We start from the raw sequence: 24160 nt of genomic DNA on the forward strand, positions 1-24160 counted from the left end.
TTTAAAAGGATTCCCTAAGTCATAGAAATCCATTTATCATTTTAAAATTAAAAGGGAAAGAATATAGAGCAAGAGTAGGTGAACGGGATAAAACCAGTAAAATAATTTACTTAAGCAATTCTTTCCTCTTTCTCCGTTATAATTACGAATTGCGAACAGGGACAATGCCCCGGCTCCTAAACAGTAGGCACTCTCTAATGCTGCTAAAAAGCCAGCTAAAAGACTTTGTATCTTGTGGTTATCCCGGTAAATATAAAAAATCAAGATTAGAGCAATACCAATAATATTATAATCACATCTCAAAAATACAGCCGCTCCACAACCTGCTATAATGGCCAGGGCTTGCTTTAAGGGATCCCCATAAGCCTTTTTATAAGCAGAAAGGACCCAAAGTCCCAAAAGCAGGGTGAATAATACGTTCTGATATTCCGGGTGAAACCATTCTCCAGAAAGAGCCAGGTCAAAGGGAACTTCAGAAACCAACGCAAATATTAAAAGCCTCATGCTGTAGTGTTTTAGATTTCTAGTATGAACAAAGCCTTGCACCAAAAGGAAACAAAAGATGGGAAAGGAAAGTCTTCCTACTGTTCGAAGGGCAAAGTCAATGTACCCCCAAAACCGCACTTGAGTGATTCCCAATATGGTCGTGGTAAGGTCTATGTTCGGGTTCCTTAATATGCCATTTTCAATGACAACTGCACCAATGTGGTCAATGAACATAGTGACAATGGCAATAAGCTTTAGGGTATATCCGGTGAATCCTTTTCTTTCGGGGCTTGTTGTCTCCTGCATGGAATTCTCCTTTTTATTACAACAGACCGGATTTAATAAACCCGGCCTGCCTTACTTGTTTCTCTCATAGCGTCTGATATTCCCTTACTATTAGCAGATTTCTGCTCCTGCCGGCATAGATTTCTCCGGTACCATAAGGGATAAATTACCTTCTGCATCTTCCGCACACAAAAGCATGCCTTCTGATACAACACCAGCCAATTTAGCCGGTTTTAAGTTTACCACAACCATTACCTTTTTGCCAACCATTTCTTCTGGAGAATAGTGAGCCTTAATCCCGCTTACAATCTGTTTTACCTGACTTCCTATTCGCACCTGGGAACAAAGAAGCTTCTTGGACTTTGCCACGGCTTCGCAGGCAATGATCTCTCCTACCTGAAATTGAAGCTTCGCAAAATCATCGTATTCGATCTCAGCTTTTGGTTCAATGTCAATCACATCTAAGGCTTCTTCCTTCTCTGCCTCAGCCGCATCTACGGATGGAGCAAACATAACTTCCACCTTCTCTAGCACTTCTTTTATGTCCATACGGGCAAATAAGATCTCTGGCTGACCTGTAACTTTATTGCCGGACGGATAGAGACCAAATTCGTTCATCTGGGACAGCTCTCTCTTTTCGGTACAAAGCTGGGTTAAAATCTTTTTGGAGGTTTCTGGCATAAAGGAATCAAGAAGAGATGCTCCGATGGTAATGGCTTCTGTTAAATGATAAAGAACGGTTTCCAAACGAGCCTTCTTTGATTCATCCTTTGCAAGGGTCCAAGGTGCTGTTTCATCAATATACTTATTGCTTCTTCTGAAAATATTAAAGATAGATGTCATGGCATCTGCCACGCGAAGTTTCTCCATCTTCTCCTGAACTTTCTTAACCTCTTCTAGTACCACTGCCTTTAAATCTTCATCAAAAGCATCGGTATCGTTTCCATTATTTACCACGCCTTCAAAGTACTTATTGGACATGGAAATCGTACGATTTACAAGGTTGCCAAGAATGTTAGCAAGATCAGAATTCATGCGCTCTACCATAAGCTCCCATGAAATAACTCCGTCATTTTCAAATGGCATTTCATGAAGCACAAAGTAACGGACTGCATCTACCCCAAAGAAATCCACTAAGGTATCTGCATAAAGTACATTGCCCTTTGACTTACTCATCTTTCCATCGCCCTGAAGCAGCCATGGATGACCAAATACCTGCTTAGGAAGAGGTACTTCTAATGCCATCAAAAAGATTGGCCAGTAAATGGTATGGAACCGGATGATGTCCTTACCAATAAGGTGTAAGTCTGCAGGCCAAAGCTTCTGATACTGCTCACTGCTATTTCCATCACAGTCATAGCCAATTCCAGTAATATAGTTTGTCAAAGCATCAAGCCAAACATAGGTTACATGTTTTGGATCAAAGCTAACCGGAATTCCCCAGGTAAAGGTGGTTCTGGATACGCAAAGGTCCTGAAGACCAGGAAGAAGGAAGTTGTTCATCATCTCATTCTTTCTAGAAACTGGCTGGATGAATTCTGGATTCTCATTGATATGAGCAATGAGACGGTCTGCATATTTGCTCATACGGAAGAAGTAAGCCTCTTCTTTGGCTGGCTGTACTTCACCGCCGCAGTCCGGACATTTGCCATCGACTAGCTGGGACTCCGTAAAAAAGGATTCGCAAGGAGTACAGTAAAGGCCTTCATAATGTCCTTTATAAATATCGCCTTGGTCATACAGCTTTTTAAATATCTTCTGGACTTGTTTCTCATGATACTCATCTGTGGTTCTCATAAACTTATCATAGGATGTATTCATTAAATCCCAGATTCCTTTGATTCCATCGGCAGCACTGTCTACAAATTCCTTTGGAGAAACTCCTGCTGCTTTTGCCTTTTCTTCAATCTTCTGGCCGTGTTCATCGGTTCCTGTCTGGAAAAATACATCATAGCCTTCCGCTCTTTTATAACGAGCAATGGCATCTGCCAATACCGCTTCATAGGTATTACCAATATGTGGCTTTCCTGATGCATAGGCAATGGCGGTTGTAATATAATAAGGTTTTTTGTTAGAATCTTTGCACATGTTATTTCCTCCTGGTTCTATTTTCCAAAGAAAAACCCGTCTTAAAAAATCCTCTCGGAAATTTAAAGACGGGCAGTTATCCCGTGATACCACTTTAATTTATCTATGCCTTACAGCATAGACCTCGCCGACTGCACGCCTATATGAGATTTTTATTCCCATCCTAAGGCTGTTTATACAGTCTGACACGATAACGGGTGTAACCGTCGAAATCTAAAAGCACATAAAATGCCAGTTCGATCTCGCTGCTCCAAGGCCATATTCGGAAATAAGTTCAAGCTTCCTTTTTCACCATGGGGAAGTCTCTGCACATGAATCTTATCTCTTACTCTTCTTTTCTCAGCATTCTCATATAGATCAATTGTTAGTACTCCTAGTGTAATGGTTCAAAGAAAGTTTGTCAAGCAGGCAACCCTCTTATTCCCAGTTTAGTCATGACTTTTTTCTTTTCATCATATAAATATTAATAGTGAATTACGGAGGAATCATATATGACAAACAATTTTTTTAAAAAAGGTCGATGGCTGCTTTCCATTTTCCTTGTGGTCTCCCTGTTATGTTCGTGCACGCCGCCGCCAAAATCAGCCGCTACCCCCACCAGTGCGGGATATGAACAATACAAGGCTGCTGATTTATCCATGCAGAAAAATTTCAATCTGTTTACGGAAGATTTATTTCGAAACGAGATCAGCAACTCTGGGATAAGCTTTCACTTCTCTATTGCAGATCCTGCCTCTCGGGGACTTAAAACGGTCCCTCTGACTCTGGGCGACTTTTCCCTGGATAACATGAAACAAAACTCAAAAGATCTTTTAGAATTAAAGACAAAACTAATGCAGTTTAATCCACGAAAATTGACAAAGGATCAACGCCTGACTTATCAAATTCTTTACTCCTACATAGAAACCGAGCTGACTTCCGATGGTATGGAGCTTTATACAGAGCCTCTTACCTCAACCATAGGGGTTCAGGCACAGCTTCCGGTTCTGTTTGCAGAGTATGCCTTTTACAACCGGGATGACGTGGAAAACTATTTGTCACTGCTTTCTACCATTGATGATTATTATTCACAGATTTTAGAGTATGAAAAAGAGAAATCAAAAGCCGGGCTTTTTATGTCAGATTCCGCCGCCGATCATGTCTTAAAGTCATGTGAAGCTTATTTAATTCAACCGGACCACAGCTTTTTAGCGGAGACATTCAATACCAGAATTGATGCATTAAATGATTTAACTCCAGAAGAAAAAGCTGCCTATAAAGAAAAAAACTTAAAGGTCCTTGAAGAAAATTTTGTTCCAGCTTATAAAAATCTTATTAATGGAATTACCGCCCTTATGGGAACCGGAACCAACGAAAAGGGGCTTGCCGCATTTCCAGACGGAAAAAAATATTTTGAATACCTGGTCAACTCAAACACCGGAACTTCCTATGATTCCGTAGAAAGTCTTAAAAAAGCCATCGAAAAGCAAATTTCATCAGAAATCAAAGCTCTTGGACAGATCACCAAGGATAATCCAAAGATTCTTGATCAGCTTGATACCTATTCCTTCCGTTACACGAAACCAGATGAGATTTTGGACTCCTTAAAGTCCCAGATCAATAAGGATTTCCCAGAGCTTCCTCCATGTCAGTACACGGTTAAATATGTGCCTGTTGCCTTAGAATCTTCCTTAAGCCCTGCCTTTTATCTGGTCCCGCCCATTGACCGGTACGAGGATAATATTATCTATATCAATGGAAATAAACGGTTTCAAAACGATGATCTTTATACCACATTGGCTCATGAAGGTTATCCTGGGCATCTCTATCAAAATGTATACTTCCTAAGCAAGAGTCAAAACGACTTAAGAAGCATCTTATCCTTTGCCGCCTATTCGGAAGGCTGGGCAACCTATGTTGAAAATTACTCATACACCCTAGACAATGGCCTCGACCCGGATCTTGGAAAACTGCTGGCACACAATTCAGCTATAACCCTTGGCATTTATGCTTATCTTGATATCTGCATTAACTATGAGGGTTGGGATAAAGAACAGACAGCAAAGTATCTTGGAACCTTTTATAACGTGGATAAAACTGATATCGTTGATACCATCTATAACAGCCTGGTGGAAAATCCCACCAATTATATGAAATACTATGTTGGGTATCTAGAAATTATGGAAATGAAAAGCGCCGCTCAGAAGATTTTAAAAGATAAATTTGACTTAAAAGAATTTCATACCTTTTTACTGGATACTGGTCCTGCGCCATTCTCAGTTATACTGCCGGAATTTCGTAACTGGCTTGGCAAAGAACTTAGAACCAACTAAAATAAATAGGCAGGAGCAATAGTGATATCTGCTCCTGCCTATTTTGTATTCTAGAATTTATGAACTTATCTTTTTATAATCTTTTACATATTCCATCATATCACTATCGCCCTGCTTAACCTTTTCACCGGAATAATTCTTGCCATTAACCAAAACCTTTAATTTATCCAATGAAAAATTCTCGATAAAAGTGTTGCCAATTGCTGTAAGAGAGATCTTATCGTTCACTCCTTTTGCTGGCATCTTAGACAGATCTAATGTACCTGTTCCATCCTTGGATTCATATTTAACAACGGTGGTTCCTTCTTCTAAAACACCGTATTCAACCAATTTTTCTACCAATGCCTCTGCGGTAAGTTTGTCCACGGCATCCATCGCCTGATTTAGGCCAGTCCCATCGTCGTTCTTGCTATATACAGAAATGATTTCCATTGGTTCCACGTTAGGATCCGGAACCTTATCACTGGCGCCACCTGTAGAAGCCGCCACCTCTGGATTTGGTGCAGTAGTCTCCATCTTAGGCTGTGTTGGTGTACACGCTGCCAGGGACATCATCATTATAACACTCATTAAAATCACGATGAATTTTCTCATAATTGCGTATTGCCTCCTTAAACTCTCTTAAAGGCTCCGAAACCAGTAATTTAGATTGTTCAGAGCTTTGATCAAAACTTCTACCTCATCTTCACCTAATGTCTTAATAACACCTTTAATCATATCTTCATGAAATTTGGCATGGTGCTCATAGGCTTGTCTTCCTTTATCTGAAAGAGAAATGTAAACTACTCGCCGGTCCTCTTTTCCTCTTTGGCGGGTCACATACCCTTTTTTTACAAGGCTGTTCATGGCTATGGTCAAGGTTCCAACTGTAACAGACAGCTCTCTGGCAATGGTCGACATATTTTTAGGTTCTCCGACGCCAATGGCTTCTATTACATGCATATCATTATTGGTTATATTATCAAATTCTTGGGTAATGATAGCCTGTTGTTCAATATCCATAATATCCCGAAACAGTCTTACCAATACTTCGTTAAGAGTTCCGTAAGTGTCCACGTTTATCCCTTTCATATCGTTATGACAATAAAAGCTTCCTCGTAATTATACATGATTATGTATTTATAGACAACCACTTGAATTCTTATGAAATTCTTAAAATCAAGATGAAATAATCCCTTTTATACCAAAATACGGCTCAAAACGACACTGGCTGCGATTCCTGCAAATGTTGCAATGAGAGAACCAGTAAGTGCATACCTAGTTTTTCGAATTTTAACGGTTCCAAAATAAACACTCAGGCAATAAAATAAGGTCTCCGTGCAGCTCATAATAATAGAAGTAACCATACCAATGTAAGAATCAGTTCCATATCTTTTAAAAATATCTAATACCAGCCCAATTGCTGCTGAGTTTGAGATTAGCCGTATAAGAATGACAGGCACGACTGGAGCCGGCAAAAATAAAAGCCCCGCTGGCTTTGTCAAAAGCTTTGATAAAACATCCAAAAAACCAGAAGCTCGCAGCACACCAACTGCAGTCATAAGACCAATGAGTGTTGGAAGGATTCCTGCTACTGTCTTCATCCCATCTTTTGCACCATTTATGAAATCATCAAAAACTGGACGTTTTGATAAGACACCAAAGCCAACAATATAAAAGATTACAAGAGGCACCAAAGCCTCAGATAAAAACATTAAAAACTTCATTGATTCACCCAATCACTCTTATTATTACAGTCTATTCCAAAACTTTCCTTTTCATTCAAAGGGATTCAAGGTAAACTATAAGGGAAAGCATGCAAATATGGAAAGGAGAAAAATATGAGTTTATTATTTTTACAGTATCCACCCTGCAGTACCTGCAAAAATGCAAAGAAATGGCTGGATTCACGTGAAATATCATATGAATTAAGAAATATAAAAGAAGAAAATCCCAATGAAATCGAGCTTGCCGCCTGGATCAAAAAAAGCGGACTTCCCTTAAAAAGGTTCTTTAATACGAGTGGAAACATCTATAAGGAACAAAATCTAAAAGATCTCCTTCCTGGCATGAGCGAAGAAGAACAGATCAAACTTTTGGCAACCAATGGTATGTTGGTTAAGAGACCGTTAATTATTGGAGAAGATTTTATTCTTACAGGTTTTAAAGAAGAAGAATGGATAAAAGCATTTACTCCATAAATAAAAATAAGAACCTGGCCAAACGGGGATATTATCAGCTTCCGTTTGGTCAGGTTTTACACGTTACATCTTGTCTTTTGCCTTTTGCATACAGCTTAGTCAATACACAACCGTCAATAACTTGGCATGGGATATAATGGATCATGGGTATTCTTCCATTTGTTTTCCAAATGACTTTTATTTTTATGATTTAAAAACACATTTTTCATGATCAATTCATCTGAGGAAGAACGGCGTGTCTCTTCGATAATTAGATCGGCTCTAGTTATACAAAGAGCATCGTCATCGTGCCAGATCTTCGTCTCAATGTTTTTCACTCTGCCCATTGGGAATCGACCTGATTTGTTGGCACAAACTCCTATGGAGGTTACTGACAAAATGACACAAATCACCATGGATACCATAAAAGGCTTGTGCAGATAATAAACTATTCTACGATACTTGTCTATCAATTTAAGTTGCTTGGTTAAAACAGTGGTTGAGCCTCGACGATTCATTTCCTCCATGATCATCTGAAATTCACCAGGTGGAGGAGACGGAGGCTCGGGTGTTATTTCCGGGTGCTTCTGCATATACTCAAGCAGATATGCTTCTAATTTTTCCTCGGAAGCCTTATTCTTTTTTAATCGTTTGAAAATGGAACATATATTATGATAGTCTCTTCCCTGCTCCATGTATGCACCTCTTAAATACAAGTTATCCTTAAGTTCCCCCATTCTTTGGGGTTGACTTTTCACCGTCAGCGTTTACTATTAGTAGTATATCGAATTTGGGAGGCAACGCTTTATGAAAAAAATCGTCTTAACCGGCGGCGGTACTGCTGGTCATGTTACCCCGAACCTGGCTCTGATTCCCTCTCTAAAAGAGAGGCATTATGACATTCACTATATGGGTTCCTATCATGGAATCGAGCGAAAACTCATAGAAGGAGCCGGCATTGCCTATATCGGCATCTCGTCTGGTAAATTCCGCCGATACTTTGACTTAAAAAATTTTACTGACCCCTTCCGCGTAGTAAAAGGGTATGGGGAAGCTTTGAAATTCTTAAAAAAATACAAACCCGATGTAGTTTTCTCAAAAGGAGGTTTTGTAGCCGTTCCTGTGGTACTTGCTGCAAAACACTTAAAGATTCCTGTTATAATCCACGAGTCCGATATGACTCCAGGACTTGCAAACAAGATGTGTATTCCTGCAGCGACAAATGTATGTTGCAATTTCCCGGAGACCCTTTTCTATCTTCCAAAAGATAAAGCCGTCCTTACAGGCTCTCCTATACGAAAAGAGCTGTTAAAGGGTGATAAACAAAAGGGGTTAAGCTTTGCGGGGCTTGTAGCAAATTGCCCTGTGATCTTAATCATTGGAGGAAGTCTCGGATCCGTAACGGTTAACAATGCCGTAAGAGAAGTACTTCCAAAACTTTTAAAGGATTTCCAGATCATACATATCTGCGGGAAAGGCAATCTGGATGAGAGCCTAATGGATACCCAGGGATATGTACAATACGAGTATGTAGATGCTCCCTTAAAGCATTTGTTTGCTGCTGCGGACTTAATGATATCGAGAGCAGGGGCAAACGCGATCTGCGAGATTCTTGCCCTCAGGAAGCCTAATATCCTCATTCCACTTTCTGCTGCTGCCAGCAGAGGAGATCAGATCTTAAATGCCAGATCTTTTCATAAGCAGGGATTTAGCTTTCTCTTAGAAGAGGAGAACCTATCAGGAGACTCCCTGCTTAAGGCTGTATCTGAAACGTATCAGAACAGAAATTCTTACATTTCAAATATGGAACAGAGCGAACAGCACAATGCCATCGACGCCATAATAGAAATGGTTGAAACTCTGACTGAAAAGTAATTTATGTCTCAAAGCCAGGTCCAAGAATCTTCTTTAAGCAGACTCTTGTCCGATATATCCGGGAGCGGCATACCGTTCCCGGAATTTCTAGTAATTCACAAATCTCTGGAATCGTAAGCTGTTTTAAGAAATAAAGGACAGCCATTTCCTTCCATTCTTCCCTCATAGTCGAAATCTCACTTGTAATCATTAAAACAGCTTCCTCTTCAAGTATCACATCAAGAGGGTCTGTAATTACATAATTAGCAAGTAATGCCACCTCATTGGCTGCATCTTCCTGGCTTAAACTCACTTTTTCATAATGTCCATTCTTACGGAGACAGTCGATGGATTTACTCTTTAGTATTTTAATCAGCATACCCTTTTTCCGCGTATCGGTCCAGGTCAGCGAATAATTTTCGAAGTATGCAATAAATGTTTCTTGTACGACATCATCCAGTTCCATATCTGGCACATGGAGTGTCTTTGCAATCCTTCGGAGCAGACCCTGATACTCTCCGTAAATAGATTGCAACAACATATTTTCATCTTTTAGTATGCTCATTTATAATGCCCCTCTGATTACAGGGCGCTCCTAATAGCGGCTCCTGTCTGTGCTAAGTCTTCCGGACTTACTTTGCCCGATACCCATGAAATCATAACAGGGCCTTCCTCATAACGAGGAATCAAATGTACGTGAAAATGAAAAACGGTCTGGCCTGCTTCTTTTCCATTATTCTGCACAACATTGAATCCGGCACAGCCTAATGTGGTTTTCATGGCGTTCCCTATCTTTGCAGCCAACGGAAGAACTTTTGATGCTGTCTCACCGTCAAGTTCACAAAGATCTTTATAATGATGCTTTGGAAGTATCAGGGCATGCCCTTTTGATGCCGGTCCTAAATCCATAATTACGCGAAAAACTTCATCCTCATATAATGTCTCAGAAGGTATGTCCCCGTTTGCAATTTTGCAGAAAATGCAATCATCTTCTCTCACACTCTCACCTCCTTCCTCGTGTATTATTCCCATATCTCCATGTTAGTAGGTCTTTTAGGCTTACGATACAGAATGATTCCCATGATGATACCTACGAAAAGTCCTGCAATGTGAGCTGCATTATCTACACCTGTGCTGGAAAAACCAAAATACAGGGAACACACGATCACTACTACAAGCTGCCGGGTACTTAGATCTTCTAACTTTCCCCGGTTTATTAATACTGCATACAAAAGACCGCCAATGACTCCAAATATCGCACCAGAAGCGCCTGCAGAAACGATGAGGCGATAATCTCCAAGGTTTACTATCATGGAAATTATATTTGCACCAATCCCGCAGAACAGATAAAAGAGGAAATACTTCACATGCCCCAACGCTCTCTCTAAATTATCTCCTAAAATAAACAAAATGAGCATATTGTTCATAATATGATTGATTCCAAAATGCATGAAAATAGAGGTTAGTAAGCGGTAATACTCTCCGTGCTCTAAAACAAGAGGCGCATACATCGCCCCGTGGTTAACCATAAACTGAGTATTCTCTGTGGAGCCTGTTATTTCCAGATACAGAAAATAAATGACATTCAGTATAATAAATCCCATATTGACAAATGCCTTTTTTCGACTGGATACGTCTTCCATCACAGATCTCCTTCTAAAATAATATAATTATTTTAGCACAAATTAACATATTATGTAAATATAAACGCGAAATTTGCGATAAAAACTTCATCCCCTTTTTTTAATGTCACTGTTTCATTGGTTTCTAGTATCCTACCGTTTATCGATGTTCCGTTTGTGGAGTTTAAATCACATAGCTGATATTCCTCACCTGCACGGTCAATTCTTGCATGGATTCTGCTTATGGCCTCACCCTCAAGAACATAGTCCACCAGACCTTCCTGCTTCCCAATTAGGTACGGTACATAAGAGATTGTAATATCAGGGACTTCACTCCCTACCGCCCTAAGATACCTGGCATTACGGTCCGCAGTTGTATCTGTCAGAAGAACCGTTTGCAGTATCTCCTCTTCTTTTTCTTCCTCTGGCTGATGGGCTGGATCGTTCGCTTCCTCAACAAATGCCATCTGCCAATCATACCGTTCTTCTTTCAGGCTTGATTTATCTCCTCTTTTTATATTCTCTTTTAGAGATCGTTCCTCTTTGAAAGACCGTTCCTCTTTAAAAGATTGTTCGTCTTTAAAAGATCGTTCGTCTTTAAAAGATCGTTCGTCTTTAAAAGATCGTTCGTCCTTAAAAGATCGTTCGTCCTTAAAAGATCGTTCGTCCTTGAAAGGTCGTTCGTCTTTATATGGCTTACGCTCTTTGCCCTGGCTTTTTCTACCGCCAGATAGGATTAAGGAGACCATTACCACTGCTCCTATGATAAGAGGTCCATACCAGAACCGAACAATTGCGCTGATTCCAAAAAGCAGCCATAAGATGGCTGCCGACCCGGACATAGTTACAACCATAAGAAACAGGACTTTTGATGGGCTGATCCCAGCCTTTACCGTATCATTATTCTCAGGATTTCTACTTTCATACTTCTCTTCTTCTCTAGTTACTATTTGGGTAGGAATGTCTGCGTGGAAACCTCTTATATTTTCCTCTTTCGCATTTTTCTTTTCAAACGCTTCTTTTTCTCTATCATTTGATTTGTTTTCGATGATCTCAATCAAGTCATTTATGCCATAGTTTTCTTTTAGACTCTCATGATAAAGCCCATAGGCCTTAACCACGCACTCCTTATCCTGATGATTGACTTTACCTAGTAGATACCGCAAAAGTCCGGTCATCTCCTGCGAGAAATTTCCTTTCCTCCCTGGTATCAGGCATAGGAAAACTTTAAAACGCTCAGGCTCTACGTAGATATATTCTGGATCCAATAAAATCTGGTCTTCCTTTAAGAGATATGCCTCAAGCCTGGAAAGGGTGCCGGCAATTCCACCAATTAATTTTTTTAGCTCCTCTTCTCCAAGATTTCGATACTCCAAAATCCTGCTTAAGGATTGCTTTGAGGTGATTTCATAGTAACAGGAACTTTGACCATCCAGATTTTTCAAATGGAACTTCAAAAGCCCCTCTATTTTATTCTTCTCCAGCATGGGAAGCTCGAATCCCTTATAATTTGGCTCTTCCGGGTCTATTATTAAATAATTACTTTTCATTTCTCGTCTGTATGCTATTTTCATCTTTTTCCTCCTGATCCAAAAGAGTCATCATCCGTATAAAATTTTCCGGGTCAAAGACATCTTGCTCCAGGGACAGCTTCCACTTTCCTCCTGTCGCTACAGCTTTCACCTTCTTTCCGGTTATGGGATTTCCTGAAAGTTTAAGATCAAACTCGTACCTCTCCCAGTAAAACGGTTTACCCGCCCTTTTCTGTGCCCACGTAACAGCCTCATCGAATGGCTCGGACTCATTGTGTCTTAATCTCTGGACCGCCTCTTGTACCGCCATGGTACCTGCAGTCTTATCTCTGACGCGATATGCCGCCTGAATGGAAACCAAGAGTGCCCATAGAACAACCGCCATTACAATGGCAGCTTCCACTGTAAAACTTCCTGGTACACGCCTCTTCATAAGATTACCAGACAGATCCAAGCAGGAATCAAAAAAGGAAGAAAGGGAACGGAAGCCTTTTTAATATCTTTTCCTTTTATAAGGAAATAGAGGTATAGACCGCCACAAAGAAATCCGCTTAAAAACACACTATAAACCAATAATCTTAAATTCATAAAAAAGCCCAAAAAGAGACCGCTGACTGCAAAAAACCACCCGTCTCCCTCTCCTAGCGCACCGTCCGTAAAACGACTAATCACTACCATGACTATTCCTATAAGGCTTCCTAACAACCTGTCACTTACTTCCTGACCAGTAAAAAAAGCGAGGATGGCACCCGCTACCCCGGCGACAATTAACAACCTGATACTTATGGTTTTGGTTTTCCCATCCTGAAAAGCAGAGATAACAAGAAAGATGGTAAATACGATTTTATCTATGCCTACTGGCATGATGACACCTCCTAATGCGAACAATATGAACACGCTCCTAAGTGACGCACCGTTTCAATAGAAACAGCAGAAGCATAAGAAATAATGGAAGAGCAGCTTTGGTCCGAATGATACTTTTCTCCTGACGGCATGATATAAACTCGGCCGCCCCCTTCTTCTTTAGGCTTACACCGGCTGCATGGCTTGTATGTACTACCGGACAAGTTGCGCATATTCTTCACTTCATCTTGGGTTACTGACTTTAAATCGTTAAATAGATAATGACATGTTCTTGACATGTGATATCTTGTACTGTTCTTTCCCACATAGACGATTTCCTCTGACTCCATTTCTTGTTCTCCTTTTCCTCCCTCCTTACCAATCCAGGCTCTGCGAGTAGATCTGGCTGTCATAGGTACACTTTTTAATCCAAAAACAGAAAAAGGAAGCTTGACTTTGTAATTCATAATGAGATCAATTGTCTTATCATCTCTAAGAATTGATGATCTGGAGAAAGAGATCCCTTCAATCCGCCTCATATCTACTTTGTCTTCCACCCTTTTTCTGGTATAAAAAAGCACCCCTTCGCCTGCAAGACTCTTTAATATTTCTTTTTGAATCCCAGTCATTTTAGAAGTGCTCTCTGGATTGTCCTCTTTTCCCTTTTGGAGTAAGTATGCATATTGGCTTAAATCTTCCCCTACCCCTTCAAGAGCCGTCTGAACCTGTCGATCAATATTCATAATTTCCATTGGCATCATCATTAGAATCATGAAAAACACAAACAAGGGCAGAGCCATGGCGGCCTCAATGGTCAAACTTCCTTCTTTTTTAATCCGAAAGACAGATGATAATACCCTTTTTACAGTGGGCCTAATATCATTTATGGGGACTTGTACCTGGAGAGTTACAATTTTTTTATTATTTATTCCTTTAGGCTCCCTGAAAAAGGGCATGATCATCTGCCTCCTTCCTTTAATACGCTTTTTCTGTTTTCACATCCAACGAATAAAAGGGATTGCTTCCTCCAAAAAACATATGTTTCGTTTTTACTTTCCCTTTGATTTCAGCCTGATAGACGCAGTCTTCCATAAGAAAATCTTCCTGCTTTTTGCTAAGATTCCATTGAATGATATCCATGAGACGATAGGTTTGCACCTGTTGTTGTCCAAGAATAAGTAAAAGCTTTAAATAACCGGTATAGTCTAGTCCCTTATCGCCTCCCTTACCACCATCCGCTTTTCCCTTTTTTCCAAGTTCCAGCAAATTAGATAAGGTCAGATTCCAGGTATCCTTCGATTTTACAAAGGCTACTTTTTTTCCTTCCAGAAGCATTCTAACGTCCACAATTGCTTCTCCTAAGGCCCACACTCCCATAATAAAAAATGCTACCACTCCCGCAAGAGGGGCCACTCCGGTAACACCAGTAATCACACCTGCCAAAGCATTGGCTTCTTCCCTTTTTTCAGGATCCGAAAGAATATGAATGAGATTCATTCCTTCTCTAATGGCGACAATATCAGTAATTACCGTTTTTAAATTATCTTCATCCTGTTTCTTTCCCCCAATCAGATACTCCATTTCATACTTATAATCTTTTTCTTCCTCGGAACAAAAGTTTGTCAAAAACCGGCTGCTATACTCTTCAAATATAATTCGCTCCAATAGATTTAACTTGCTTGCTTCCCCCTCTTGCATGGAGGCGGACGGAAATGAATTCCCGTTTAGGACTCCCTTTGATACTTCACTTCCTTCTGGAAGCACCAGGGTCAGAAGTCCTTTTTGAGCAAATCCTACGACCTGTTCTAAGATCTTTTGTTTTTCCGGATCCTTTACACCATTGGAATACGACAAAGCTGGAATTTGAATCCGATCCCAGATATCATCAACAGACCCCCATAACTCGGACAAATTTGGTCCTTCGTCCTCCTCGTCGACATAAACCCAATTATCAATGATATCTTCCACTTCATCGGCTCGTTCTATTGCCTGTTCTATAATGGGTTGTTGAAGATTCATCTTCTCTGTAAGAGCCTCAACTTGTTTTCTACGAGCTCCGTCCTGGTTTACATAAGAATCATAACTGTTAGCCTCTTCAGAGATTGCCTTTTGCATATTGGAGCTAATATCTTTTGTTAGAGCTTTCTTTTTACGGTTGGTCTCTTCCAGATTCTTTTTTAATTCATCTGCCAGTTTCCCGTATTTACTAACGAGGGAGGGAATCCGTTCCATCTCTCGTTTCAGCTTCTTAGCCTTCTCCTTAAATCCACTTCCGTCGTAATCGCTTATCTCATTTTGTGCTTCCTGCCAGCATTCCTTTTGTGCTCTTAAACAGTCATTGATATCTTCAAGCGCCCGCTCCAGGCGAACTGCTTCCTTTGTGTGCTCGGTATAAGACTGAGACAAGCTATCGACAGAAGAAGCCTCTTTTATATTTTTTAATATGTCCTCAGCGCCTTGCGTATCAGGCATATCCTTTATAATGCCATATTTCATATAATCAAGAATTTCCTGATTGAGATGTGCGCCACCGTCATCCGTTATAGACACTTTATCAAGGATCTCCGACGATTCCACATCCATGGAATACCAGCCAGAGCTGTCCATATATGGCTCCATATATTGATTCCAGGAATCTAAAATATCACTTTCATCCCCCGCTTCAAGAAGAAACAGCCGGTACTCATCCCACGCCTCTCTATGGTATTCACTAAACACGGAATCCATAGCAGAATCTGCTGCAAGCTTTAAATAGCATCTTGCCCCAGCCGTACGTGCGGACTCTATAAGTCCGCACATGAGACTGAAGATGCACAAAAGAGCTAGACTTAAAAATACGGTGATCTGCCCGCTTTTCTGCATTAGTACACCTCTTTTGACTGATTATCAATCTGTTTAAAAGTAAGCTCTAAAAGCGCGTTGATTCTATCCTTAAAAATAATAACAAGGCCGATTAATACCACTAGAATCAATACGATTTCAATTACGCCTACGCCATCTTCTTCTCTCATAAAGTCCATAAACTGAGTCTTTAAATATGCGATCATTTTCTCACCTCCCTTCTAATAAAATGACAGAAACGCTGGAAGTACTATCATGGCCATAACCACGCCCAGCATAAGAAACAACGGAAACAAAAGTTTGGTTCCTGCCTCTTCTCCCAGCCTTTTAGCCATATTTTTTCTTTGCTCAAAAGCGGAGATCATCTCAAGCTCAAGCGCGTGGCGAAGCTGCCTGCTTCCATTTTTCTGGCTCTGTTCCAATAGCGCAGAAAGTTTTAAATAGGGCTGAAGGCTACAGCGCCTACCAAACTCACCAAATGCCCTGCTCTCTGATACCCCACTTCCAAGCTGAGAAGCCGTCTTCTTCATCTCTTCGTATACTGGCCTGATTTTTCTTTTTCCTTCTTTGACACTAGAATCGTAACCTGCTACAATTCGTTCCCACGCCCCTCTTACCGTAAGACCAGCACCAATATAGACCAACAGCTTTGAAATCACTTCAGAATAATCAAGAAGTAACTGTTGTTCTCTCTTTTTTTCCTGATTTTGCTTATCTGTACTTACTTTTACATGAAGCAGAAGTGCCATGAATACTCCAAGAAAAGGAAACAATCGATGGCTATTATCCTCTTGAAAAGAATAAGTTAGAGAATGTCCTTCATAATCATTAGGCAATTGTAGATAATCGTCCGTCTGCTGCTTTTGGTCTTCTTTTTCCGCCCAGGTTAAAAATTCATTCTCCGCTTTTTCTTGTGCCGTACGTATTGGAGGATAAACCATTAAGTGAAAACGATATGTAAACTCCTCGGTACCATCTGAAGCTCGTGCAATGATTGTGACCGGCTCTCCTGCTTCATTTATCTGCTCATTATGTACAGTTCCAAGAGAATCCACCAGCTCTGCATTGTCTGTCTCCCAATTAATCTTGATTCCATAATTACTGAGTTTGCTTATAAGGTTTAGATTTTTCCTTATTTCTAAAAGGGAAGCGTTTTCTCCAAGCATCTGGATCTCTAGCTGGGGTTTGATTTTTTCAAATATCTTTTTTGCTTCTTCCTTGGTATAGCGCTTCTCGCGGACTGGTATCTTAACTGGTATCTTTTTATTTTCCTCGTCTTTATTTAGGCCGGTTATTTGAAGCTCATAAGTGGTCTCCCCCTGGCCTGGCGCTGCCCTTTTTAATCCGGCACCACTTAAGCCGCTACCAAATCCCATAGCAGAAGAAATTTCTATTAAGGCATACAAGAGGAAACCTGCTGCCACACAAGCTACCTGAGTCTTTGTAAAGGTAATATTCCATTTCCCACTAAATCTTTTAAACATGGCTTCTCCTTATATCTCAATACTCATAATCTTCCTTGAAATGAAAAATGCCAATACATAAAGTACCATGCAGACAGTCATTACAACTTTACCGATCGCTGTGGTATACATAAGCTGAAAGAACCCTGGAGATGTCAAATCAATATAAATCACTATAAAAAATGGAATCATGTTCATAACCTTTTGCTCAAACTGCTTCGAGGCTGACATGGTTATTATCTCCTGTCGAACGGATATCTTGTCCCGTATAATATTGGCTGAATGACTGATAATGGAGACCAACTCCCCACCGCTGCGCTTTGCAGCTACAAAGACTTCAGCAAAATTTTTCACATCATCTAGACCGCTTCTAGTTGCAAACTCCATCAAAGCCTGTTCCACAGAACGGTTGATTTTTATTTGATTTTCGATATGTTTAAACTCTATGGTAATCAGCCCATCTTCTCCAAAGAGCAACTTGAGCTCTCTCACCGAAGAGGAAAAGGCATTTTCAACGGAGTAACCAGCACTTAAAAAGGAAGATAACAATGAAATTCCTTCTTTGAATTCAACATTAAGCTGTTCAAGCCTTTTTTCTCTTAATTCTTTTCTTTTTAAAATGGGATAAAGGATTCCGAATGGAATGAGAATAAGAAAAACCACGATACTTCGATAAAACACATAAGCAAAAACTCCAGAAAGAGCCAGCCCCTGACCGCCGTATAGGCACCACTGAATGGGTGTCATAACATAAATATCATATCTCAACGCCTGCGGCTTTGAGCTTTTCGGTGTTTTGAATGTCACCCACTTTTTTAAGGCTTCCCTGTACCAACTTGTTGCCGTCTCTTTTTTGATAATCTTCTTCAAAGTGGTATAAAGGGTTAAGCCTGATTTCTCCATTTTCATAATCAGCCACCTCCACAATAGACAGGACCCGCCTGCTTTTATCTCTTAACCTTCCAAGATGTATTATAATATCAATGGCCGCCGCAATCTGACTCCTCACCGCAGGTAGAGGGATATCCGCACCCATGAGCACCATGGTTTCTAACCTTGATAACATATCTTTGGGACTATTGCCATGACCCGTGCTAAGGCTTCCGTCATGCCCTGTATTCATGGCTGAAATCATATCAAGCGCTTCTTTTCCTCTTACTTCTCCAATGATAATGCGGTCTGGGTTCATTCGCAGGGAGGCTTTTATCAGGTCACCTATGGTCACCTCTCCTTCCCCTTCTCCATTTGCCCCTCTCGTCTCAAGCCTTACCAGATTCTTTATCTGGGTGATTTTAAGCTCCGCGGAATCTTCAATGGTCACAATTCTTTCATCCTTTGGGATATAAGAAGAAAGTGCATTTAAAAATGTACTTTTTCCCGAATTGGTACCTCCACAGACAAAGATGTTATACCCGGCCTCTACAATTGCCTTCAAAAAGTCCGCCGATTCGCGGGTAACGGAACCATATGCTAAAAGCTTTGCCATGGTAATAGGCTCTGGGAATTTTCGAATGGTAACAGCAGGTCCATCTAGGGCAATGGGAGGAAGCACTACATGAACTCTAGAGCCGTCCAAAAGCCTGGCATCTGCAATGGGCCTGGATACATTCACCGTACGGTTGACTCGGCTTACAATTTGCTGAATGGTATCTTCAAGCTGTTCCTGACTTTCAAACGTCCTGTTCCACAGCTCCATGCTTCCATTTCTCTCTAGAAAAACACAATCGGCTCCATTGACCATAATCTCTGTCACCTGTCTGTCATCCACCAATTCCTGGAGTGCTCCCAACCGCCGGAAGGAATCAAAAAGCCTGCTGCGAAGCTCTATCTTTTCTTTTAAGGGAAGAAAGTGATTCTGACCGTATTCGAGAATCTTACGGTCTATTATGGCATACAGCTCTTCATCGGTGATCTGCTGCTGCTCATTTAACTCTCTCATGATCTCTTCCCGCATCTTCCTTCGCATCTCTTCTTCCATGCTTACCTCTCCTTACGGCTGCTTTCTTAAAAGCTGCCTTGTATAGTCTCCCAGCTCACTCCATAGAAGTTGTTCCACATAAGATTCCCTTCTTCCGAAATTGCAGTGATATGGAAGTTTAATTTTTTGGATTCGTTTTTTTACAGACTCTTGACCGGAGGTTGTAAGATACTCTTCAAACTCCTCAATCTTAGAGACTGAGACGCAGTCATCCATAACTGGCATATAGATGATGTCACAAACGTCCAACACCTCTACCGCTTTTTTCCCAAACTGCCCCAGGTCCAAAATTATAGTTTCGTAAGGACTTTCTCTGGCAATACGTCTTACCAGTTCAGCCACTTCAAGCGTTCCTATCTGGTTTAAATCCTCTGGATACTGGACAGGAGGCACATAATCAAGCTCTCCCCAGGTATAAACAAGAGATCCAAGCCTGATCCAGCTATACTTTTCCTGACTGTAATAATAGAAAAGATCCGATAGCCCTCCTTTTAATTCCTCACCAAATAGCTTACCTAGTCCAGAACAATCTTCAAAGTTTAAGTAAAGAACCTTTAGATCCCTGGATAATAGCTGTCCCATAGTAAGAGAAAAGGAAGTCTTTAGACATCGGTTAATGGGAGAGTAAATCCCAATCACCTTACCAGTCCTTGATATCATGCTGCTTAAACCATCATCATGATCACCGGTTAAATAAGCCTCCATCACATCCCTTAAAATCCCATCTGCCGCTTGATACTTATAAATACCCTTCGAGGACTCTTCCAACGAACTGCCTTCCCCGTCACATAGATAAAATACCTGTTCTGTACGGATACTTGTAATTTCTTCTTTGGAGACACCTGCCTGGATTAACAACAAATCAATCTCATGGTCTTTCCCATAGCCTTTTAGCTTTTCCAAAGCAGTAAAGGCAAGAGCCTTAAAGGGAGCCTGTTTCCTATGGTTTATAAATTCTGCAAGCCTTTCCGCATAGAAAGAATCCTCGTCATATATTGCCATCACTCGTTCTGCCAAATATAATCCTCCTTTGTTACTGTAACACCCCTAAGGTAATAAGCGTCCCTAGAAAAAGACAAAATCCAAAGGGAATTACCATGTCATACCCATCCCGCTCGGGGCGGTAATAAGCAGTTATTTTACCTGTTTGAAATACATACCTGATATAGGTTAGAAGACAGGAGAAACGGTGTATCAAAATCCCATTTCCTATCATTTTGATTAGAGACCAGATAGCCCCAATAAGAAAACCAGAAAAAATAGCCATTGCACCGGTTTGAAGACCCATATATCCACAGATGAGAGCTGCCATCTTAATATCTCCTGCTCCAATCATCCGGCATAAAAACAAAACAAAAAACAAGGCTGTCACAAGAACAATTCGTAAAAGAAAAAAAACAGGTTCCTTTAAAATGTTCATGTCACTTGTTAATACCCATGCTTCAAGCCCGGTAAGTAACAAGCCATTTCCTATGCCAAAAAGCATCAACCAGTTCGGAATCTTGTGCTCTTTGACATCAAAATAAGCTCCTACCCCTAAGTGAAGCAGTAATATAATACCCCCTATGATACACTCCCCCCTCTTTTAAAAAATCAACACCTTTACTTTGGAATTCATGCTGGAATATCAGCTTTTAAATGATGGAATCAAGTTCCATCTCTCATTGAAAATCTAGGAATCAGCATACAGAATGTACACTGGAATATATTCCCATTATGCACAAGGTTGCGTTAAATGTCAACTCTTTTTTAAAGAAATTTAGAATCCGATTCTTGTTCCTGGTTTAACTTCATATTATAAGTGTATTATTATGTTTTTAACAATTTTGTCGAACGATTTCTTTATTTTATAGTGAATTTTTATACTTTTCAAGGCCAAAGCATTGACCTTTCCCCCCTAAAATGGTAAAATAATTTTAGTTTATATTTTTAAACCAAAGGAGGAATTGCCCATGGAAGGGCATAATTTTCACCTGCTTTTTAAGGACTGTATGCCCATTTTTATCGCCCTTGGAGATGAAGTCAGACTCACAATTATTGAGGCATTGGCCCGTAATGGTCTTTATGACAGCATGGGGAATGATGTTTCAGTTACAAGCGGCTCCACAGCTTCTAACATTGGGATGAATGTAAAAGACATCACGGAGAAAACCAATCTCTCCCGTCCGGCAGTCTCCCATCATTTAAAAATATTAAAAGAAGCCGGCCTCATCGATGTCAGACAAGAGGGCACCGCAAATTTTTATTACCTGACCATCGGAGACACCACAAAAAAACTGTGTTCCCTGGGACAGCATATGCAGATGTTGTTAGACCGTGTCCCACAACTTACGGACAATTCAGGTAAAATATGAATAAAAAGCCATTTTCTAGTTATAATTAATATAACAGATATTTTGTAAATATTATGAAATGGAGATGGCAAAATGAAGCATGCAACACTAAAACAACGTCTGACTGCATCAGAAGAAGAGCGTAAATTACGGTATGAGATCGAATGTTCCAAAACAGCGATTGACGCCGCCAGGAACCACTTTGAACACGTAGTGGATCCAACCCTTATTGACTGTTATATCTATGAACTGAATGCAGCACAGCTACGTTATCAGTTCCTCCTACGCAGTTTTAAAAGCTGGGAGGTTTAAAGTGCTATTTTAAAGATCACGGAGGAGTGAGCAAATGGCTGAAGAAAAAATGGAAGTCGGGATAGGTTTTATTACAGAGGTAGACCGCTATCTCTTTAACAATGGCAAACATTACGAAATCTACGAGAAGCTGGGCGCTCACCCATGGACCTACCAGGAAGAGGAAGGAATGTATTTTGCAGTATGGGCGCCCCATGCAATTCAAATTGGTGTGGTGGGTGATTTCAATGGCTGGAATCCAGATTTAAATCCTATGACCTGCTTGGCTAAGTCAGGACTCTGGGAGGCCTTTATACCAAACCTTGGTGCCGGGGCGCTTTATAAATATGCAATTACAACAGAAACCGGGAAGCTTCTCTTTAAAGCGGATCCTTATGCCTTTGAAGCAGAATACCGGCCTCAGACCGCTTCTGTAACTACCGATCTTTCCGGTTTTGTCTGGAACGATAAAAAGTGGATGGAGAAACGAAAAAAACAAGATCCTATGGACGGACCTGTTAGCATCTATGAGGTTCATATAGGCTCATGGCGTAAGAAAAACCGGGAAGAAAAGGATGGCTTTTATACCTATGTGGAGGCTGCCCACGAGCTCTCGGAATACATAATCGAGATGGGATATACCCATGTGGAGCTACTGGGTATTGCAGAACATCCTTACGACGGTTCCTGGGGCTATCAGGTAACCGGGTATTTTGCTCCAACTTCACGGTACGGCACTCCAAAAGAATTTATGTATTTCATCGATTACATGCATCAAAAAGGAATTGGTGTTATCTTAGACTGGGTTCCGGCACATTTCCCAAAGGATGCCCATGGGCTTTCGGATTTTGACGGAAAACCTTGCTACCAATATGCGGACCCCGGAAAAGGGGAGCATCCGGACTGGGGCACTAAGGTCTTTGATTACAGCAAGTATGAAGTGGATAATTTCCTCATTGCCAATGCTCTTTACTGGGTGGAGAAATATCACGTAGACGGACTTAGGGTAGATGCAGTTGCTTCTATGCTTTATCTTGACTACGGAAGAGCTGACGGTGAATGGATTCCCAATAAGAACGGTGGAAATGAAAATCTAGAAGCCATTGAATTTTTCAAGCATCTAAACAGTGTGGTGAAAAAAAGAGGCGACAATGCCATGATAATTGCCGAAGAATCCACCGCATGGCCTAAGGTTACAGACAGTCCAGAACACGGGGGACTGGGTTTTACCTCCAAATGGAATATGGGCTGGATGCATGATTTTCTAGAATACATGAAGCTGGATCCCTATTTTAGAAAATACAATCACCATAAGATGACGTTTGGTCTTACATATTTTACCAGTGAAAAATATATACTTGTATTATCCCATGATGAAGTGGTTCATTTGAAAAGCTCTATGATTGAAAAGATGCCCGGACTTCTTGAGGATAAGTTTTCCAATTTAAAGGTGGGATACACCTTTATGCTAGGCCATCCAGGCAAAAAACTTTTGTTTATGGGACAGGATTTCGGACAGTTTCATGAATGGGATGAAAAAGTGGCCTTGGACTGGCATCTGGCTGATGAGCCTCTTGGAGAAGAGCTTAAAAACTATGTCAAAGACCTGTTGCACCTCTATCAAGAATATCCTGCGCTATACGAGAAGGACTATGACTGGGAGGGCTTTTCCTGGATCAATGCCAATGACAACGAGCATAGTATCTTTAGCTTTATAAGGTACAGTGCTGATAAGAAAAATAATCTTTTGTTCGTGCTTAACTTTACACCTGTAGAACGTAAGGACTACCGGGCAGGCGTTCCAAAAAAAGGAAGCTATCAGCTGGTTTTTGATGAAACTCACGGCCTTTATGAATCAGGAAAAAAAGCGAATACCGTTCTTTCTGAGGAAATAAAATGGGATGGACAAAACAATTCTATCTCCTGCCCACTCAAACCTTACGGAGTTGCTGTATACCATTTCAAAGGATAACTTTTTAGATATTTCATCTAATATACCACTGTTTTTTCTATACTTTTTATCTATATTGTAGTAAAATAATACTATATAATTTTAACGTATTTTGGGGATTC

26 protein-coding genes and 1 other annotated feature are annotated in these 24160 nt (G+C 40.6%); of the genes, 6 read left to right on the forward strand and 20 right to left on the reverse strand.

Annotated elements, in window-relative coordinates:
* Window positions 1-36: 36 nt before the first annotated feature.
* A complete protein-coding gene (locus BET01_RS07440) occupies window positions 37-792 on the reverse strand; it encodes a TraX family protein (protein ID WP_120196175.1) in 756 nt (251 codons plus the stop codon).
* Between the two features lie 90 nt (window positions 793-882).
* Window positions 883-2859 (reverse strand): methionine--tRNA ligase, encoded by a 1977-nt coding sequence (gene metG, locus BET01_RS07445; protein WP_120196176.1) that lies wholly within the window; start codon window positions 2857-2859, stop codon window positions 883-885.
* Between the two features lie 61 nt (window positions 2860-2920).
* Window positions 2921-3209: a binding site (T-box leader), on the reverse strand.
* A 141-nt stretch (window positions 3210-3350) separates the two neighbouring features.
* Here metG and BET01_RS07450 point away from each other — a divergent pair.
* The gene (locus tag BET01_RS07450; RefSeq protein ID WP_120196177.1) at window positions 3351-5171 is read left to right on the forward strand and encodes a DUF885 domain-containing protein; all 1821 of its coding nucleotides are present in this window, start codon (window positions 3351-3353) and stop codon (window positions 5169-5171) included.
* Window positions 5172-5228: 57 nt separating this feature from the next.
* Here BET01_RS07450 and BET01_RS07455 read toward each other — a convergent pair whose 3' ends face one another.
* The 3 genes from BET01_RS07455 to BET01_RS07465 form a co-directional block, all read right to left on the reverse strand.
* Complete coding sequence (locus BET01_RS07455) at window positions 5229-5765, reverse strand: GerMN domain-containing protein (protein ID WP_120196178.1); 537 nt, start codon at window positions 5763-5765, stop codon at window positions 5229-5231.
* 27 nt (window positions 5766-5792) lie between these two features.
* Entirely contained in the window at window positions 5793-6242 is a 450-nt protein-coding gene (locus BET01_RS07460; RefSeq protein WP_120196179.1) for a MarR family winged helix-turn-helix transcriptional regulator, read from the reverse strand.
* A 107-nt stretch (window positions 6243-6349) separates the two neighbouring features.
* Window positions 6350-6877 (reverse strand): spore maturation protein, encoded by a 528-nt coding sequence (locus tag BET01_RS07465; protein WP_120196180.1) that lies wholly within the window; start codon window positions 6875-6877, stop codon window positions 6350-6352.
* 114 nt (window positions 6878-6991) lie between these two features.
* On the opposite strand from BET01_RS07465, the gene BET01_RS07470 reads away from it, so the two are divergent.
* A complete protein-coding gene (locus BET01_RS07470) occupies window positions 6992-7351 on the forward strand; it encodes an arsenate reductase family protein (RefSeq protein ID WP_120196181.1) in 360 nt (119 codons plus the stop codon).
* A gap of 113 nt (window positions 7352-7464) precedes the next feature.
* On the opposite strand, the gene BET01_RS21845 is transcribed toward BET01_RS07470, so the two are convergent.
* Window positions 7465-8025, reverse strand: a complete 561-nt coding sequence (locus BET01_RS21845; RefSeq protein WP_207667582.1) for a hypothetical protein — start codon at window positions 8023-8025, stop codon at window positions 7465-7467.
* A gap of 112 nt (window positions 8026-8137) precedes the next feature.
* On the opposite strand from BET01_RS21845, the gene BET01_RS07480 reads away from it, so the two are divergent.
* Window positions 8138-9205, forward strand: coding sequence for an undecaprenyldiphospho-muramoylpentapeptide beta-N-acetylglucosaminyltransferase (locus BET01_RS07480; RefSeq protein ID WP_120196182.1), 1068 nt, complete (start codon window positions 8138-8140; stop codon window positions 9203-9205).
* A gap of 1 nt (window position 9206) precedes the next feature.
* Here BET01_RS07480 and BET01_RS07485 read toward each other — a convergent pair whose 3' ends face one another.
* The 14 genes from BET01_RS07485 to BET01_RS07550 are packed head-to-tail and all read right to left on the reverse strand — an operon-like array spanning window position 9207 to window position 21033.
* A complete protein-coding gene (locus BET01_RS07485; protein ID WP_120196183.1) occupies window positions 9207-9749 on the reverse strand; it encodes an RNA polymerase sigma factor in 543 nt (180 codons plus the stop codon).
* A 17-nt stretch (window positions 9750-9766) separates the two neighbouring features.
* On the reverse strand, window positions 9767-10183 hold the full coding sequence (locus tag BET01_RS07490; protein WP_120196184.1) for an HIT family protein: 417 nt from the start codon (window positions 10181-10183) through the stop codon (window positions 9767-9769).
* A gap of 23 nt (window positions 10184-10206) precedes the next feature.
* The gene (locus BET01_RS07495) at window positions 10207-10827 is read right to left on the reverse strand and encodes a rhomboid family intramembrane serine protease (RefSeq protein WP_120196185.1); all 621 of its coding nucleotides are present in this window, start codon (window positions 10825-10827) and stop codon (window positions 10207-10209) included.
* Between the two features lie 50 nt (window positions 10828-10877).
* Window positions 10878-12380, reverse strand: coding sequence for a DUF6382 domain-containing protein (locus BET01_RS22010; protein ID WP_243117151.1), 1503 nt, complete (start codon window positions 12378-12380; stop codon window positions 10878-10880).
* Window positions 12346-12771 carry a TadE/TadG family type IV pilus assembly protein gene (locus BET01_RS07505; RefSeq protein ID WP_120196186.1) on the reverse strand — a complete coding sequence of 142 codons (426 nt, stop codon included), beginning with the start codon at window positions 12769-12771 and terminating at the stop codon, window positions 12346-12348. Before BET01_RS07505 ends, BET01_RS22010 begins: the two co-directional genes overlap by 35 nt.
* Window positions 12768-13202: a prepilin peptidase gene (locus BET01_RS07510; protein ID WP_120196187.1), complete on the reverse strand. Its 435-nt coding sequence runs from the start codon at window positions 13200-13202 to the stop codon at window positions 12768-12770. Before BET01_RS07510 ends, BET01_RS07505 begins: the two co-directional genes overlap by 4 nt.
* An 11-nt stretch (window positions 13203-13213) precedes the next feature.
* The gene (locus BET01_RS07515; RefSeq protein ID WP_120196188.1) at window positions 13214-14137 is read right to left on the reverse strand and encodes a hypothetical protein; all 924 of its coding nucleotides are present in this window, start codon (window positions 14135-14137) and stop codon (window positions 13214-13216) included.
* Between the two features lie 19 nt (window positions 14138-14156).
* Entirely contained in the window at window positions 14157-16043 is a 1887-nt protein-coding gene (locus tag BET01_RS07520; protein WP_120196189.1) for a DUF5702 domain-containing protein, read from the reverse strand.
* Window positions 16043-16228, reverse strand: coding sequence for a Flp1 family type IVb pilin (locus BET01_RS07525; RefSeq protein ID WP_120196190.1), 186 nt, complete (start codon window positions 16226-16228; stop codon window positions 16043-16045). Before BET01_RS07525 ends, BET01_RS07520 begins: the two co-directional genes overlap by 1 nt.
* 15 nt (window positions 16229-16243) lie before the next feature.
* Window positions 16244-17506, reverse strand: a complete 1263-nt coding sequence (locus tag BET01_RS07530; protein ID WP_120196191.1) for an immunoglobulin-like domain-containing protein — start codon at window positions 17504-17506, stop codon at window positions 16244-16246.
* Window positions 17507-17515: 9 nt separating this feature from the next.
* Complete coding sequence (locus BET01_RS07535) at window positions 17516-18232, reverse strand: type II secretion system F family protein (protein ID WP_120196192.1); 717 nt, start codon at window positions 18230-18232, stop codon at window positions 17516-17518.
* Between the two features lie 10 nt (window positions 18233-18242).
* Window positions 18243-19463, reverse strand: coding sequence for a CpaF family protein (locus tag BET01_RS07540; RefSeq protein ID WP_120196193.1), 1221 nt, complete (start codon window positions 19461-19463; stop codon window positions 18243-18245).
* Between the two features lie 12 nt (window positions 19464-19475).
* Entirely contained in the window at window positions 19476-20480 is a 1005-nt protein-coding gene (locus BET01_RS07545) for a P-loop NTPase family protein (protein ID WP_120196194.1), read from the reverse strand.
* Window positions 20481-20496: 16 nt separating this feature from the next.
* On the reverse strand, window positions 20497-21033 hold the full coding sequence (locus BET01_RS07550) for an A24 family peptidase (protein ID WP_330512578.1): 537 nt from the start codon (window positions 21031-21033) through the stop codon (window positions 20497-20499).
* Window positions 21034-21415: 382 nt separating this feature from the next.
* On the opposite strand from BET01_RS07550, the gene BET01_RS07555 reads away from it, so the two are divergent.
* The 3 genes from BET01_RS07555 to glgB all read left to right on the forward strand — a co-directional run bounded on the left by BET01_RS07555 (window position 21416) and on the right by glgB (window position 24059).
* A complete protein-coding gene (locus BET01_RS07555; protein ID WP_243117152.1) occupies window positions 21416-21817 on the forward strand; it encodes an ArsR/SmtB family transcription factor in 402 nt (133 codons plus the stop codon).
* 72 nt (window positions 21818-21889) lie between these two features.
* Window positions 21890-22108: a YaaL family protein gene (locus tag BET01_RS07560; protein WP_120196196.1), complete on the forward strand. Its 219-nt coding sequence runs from the start codon at window positions 21890-21892 to the stop codon at window positions 22106-22108.
* A gap of 34 nt (window positions 22109-22142) precedes the next feature.
* Complete coding sequence (gene glgB / locus BET01_RS07565; RefSeq protein WP_120196197.1) at window positions 22143-24059, forward strand: 1,4-alpha-glucan branching protein GlgB; 1917 nt, start codon at window positions 22143-22145, stop codon at window positions 24057-24059.
* The last annotated feature ends 101 nt before the right edge of the window (window positions 24060-24160 follow it).

This window comes from Lacrimispora algidixylanolytica (assembly GCF_003609635.1).
GTDB classification, from domain to species: Bacteria; Bacillota; Clostridia; order Lachnospirales; family Lachnospiraceae; genus Lacrimispora; species Lacrimispora algidixylanolytica.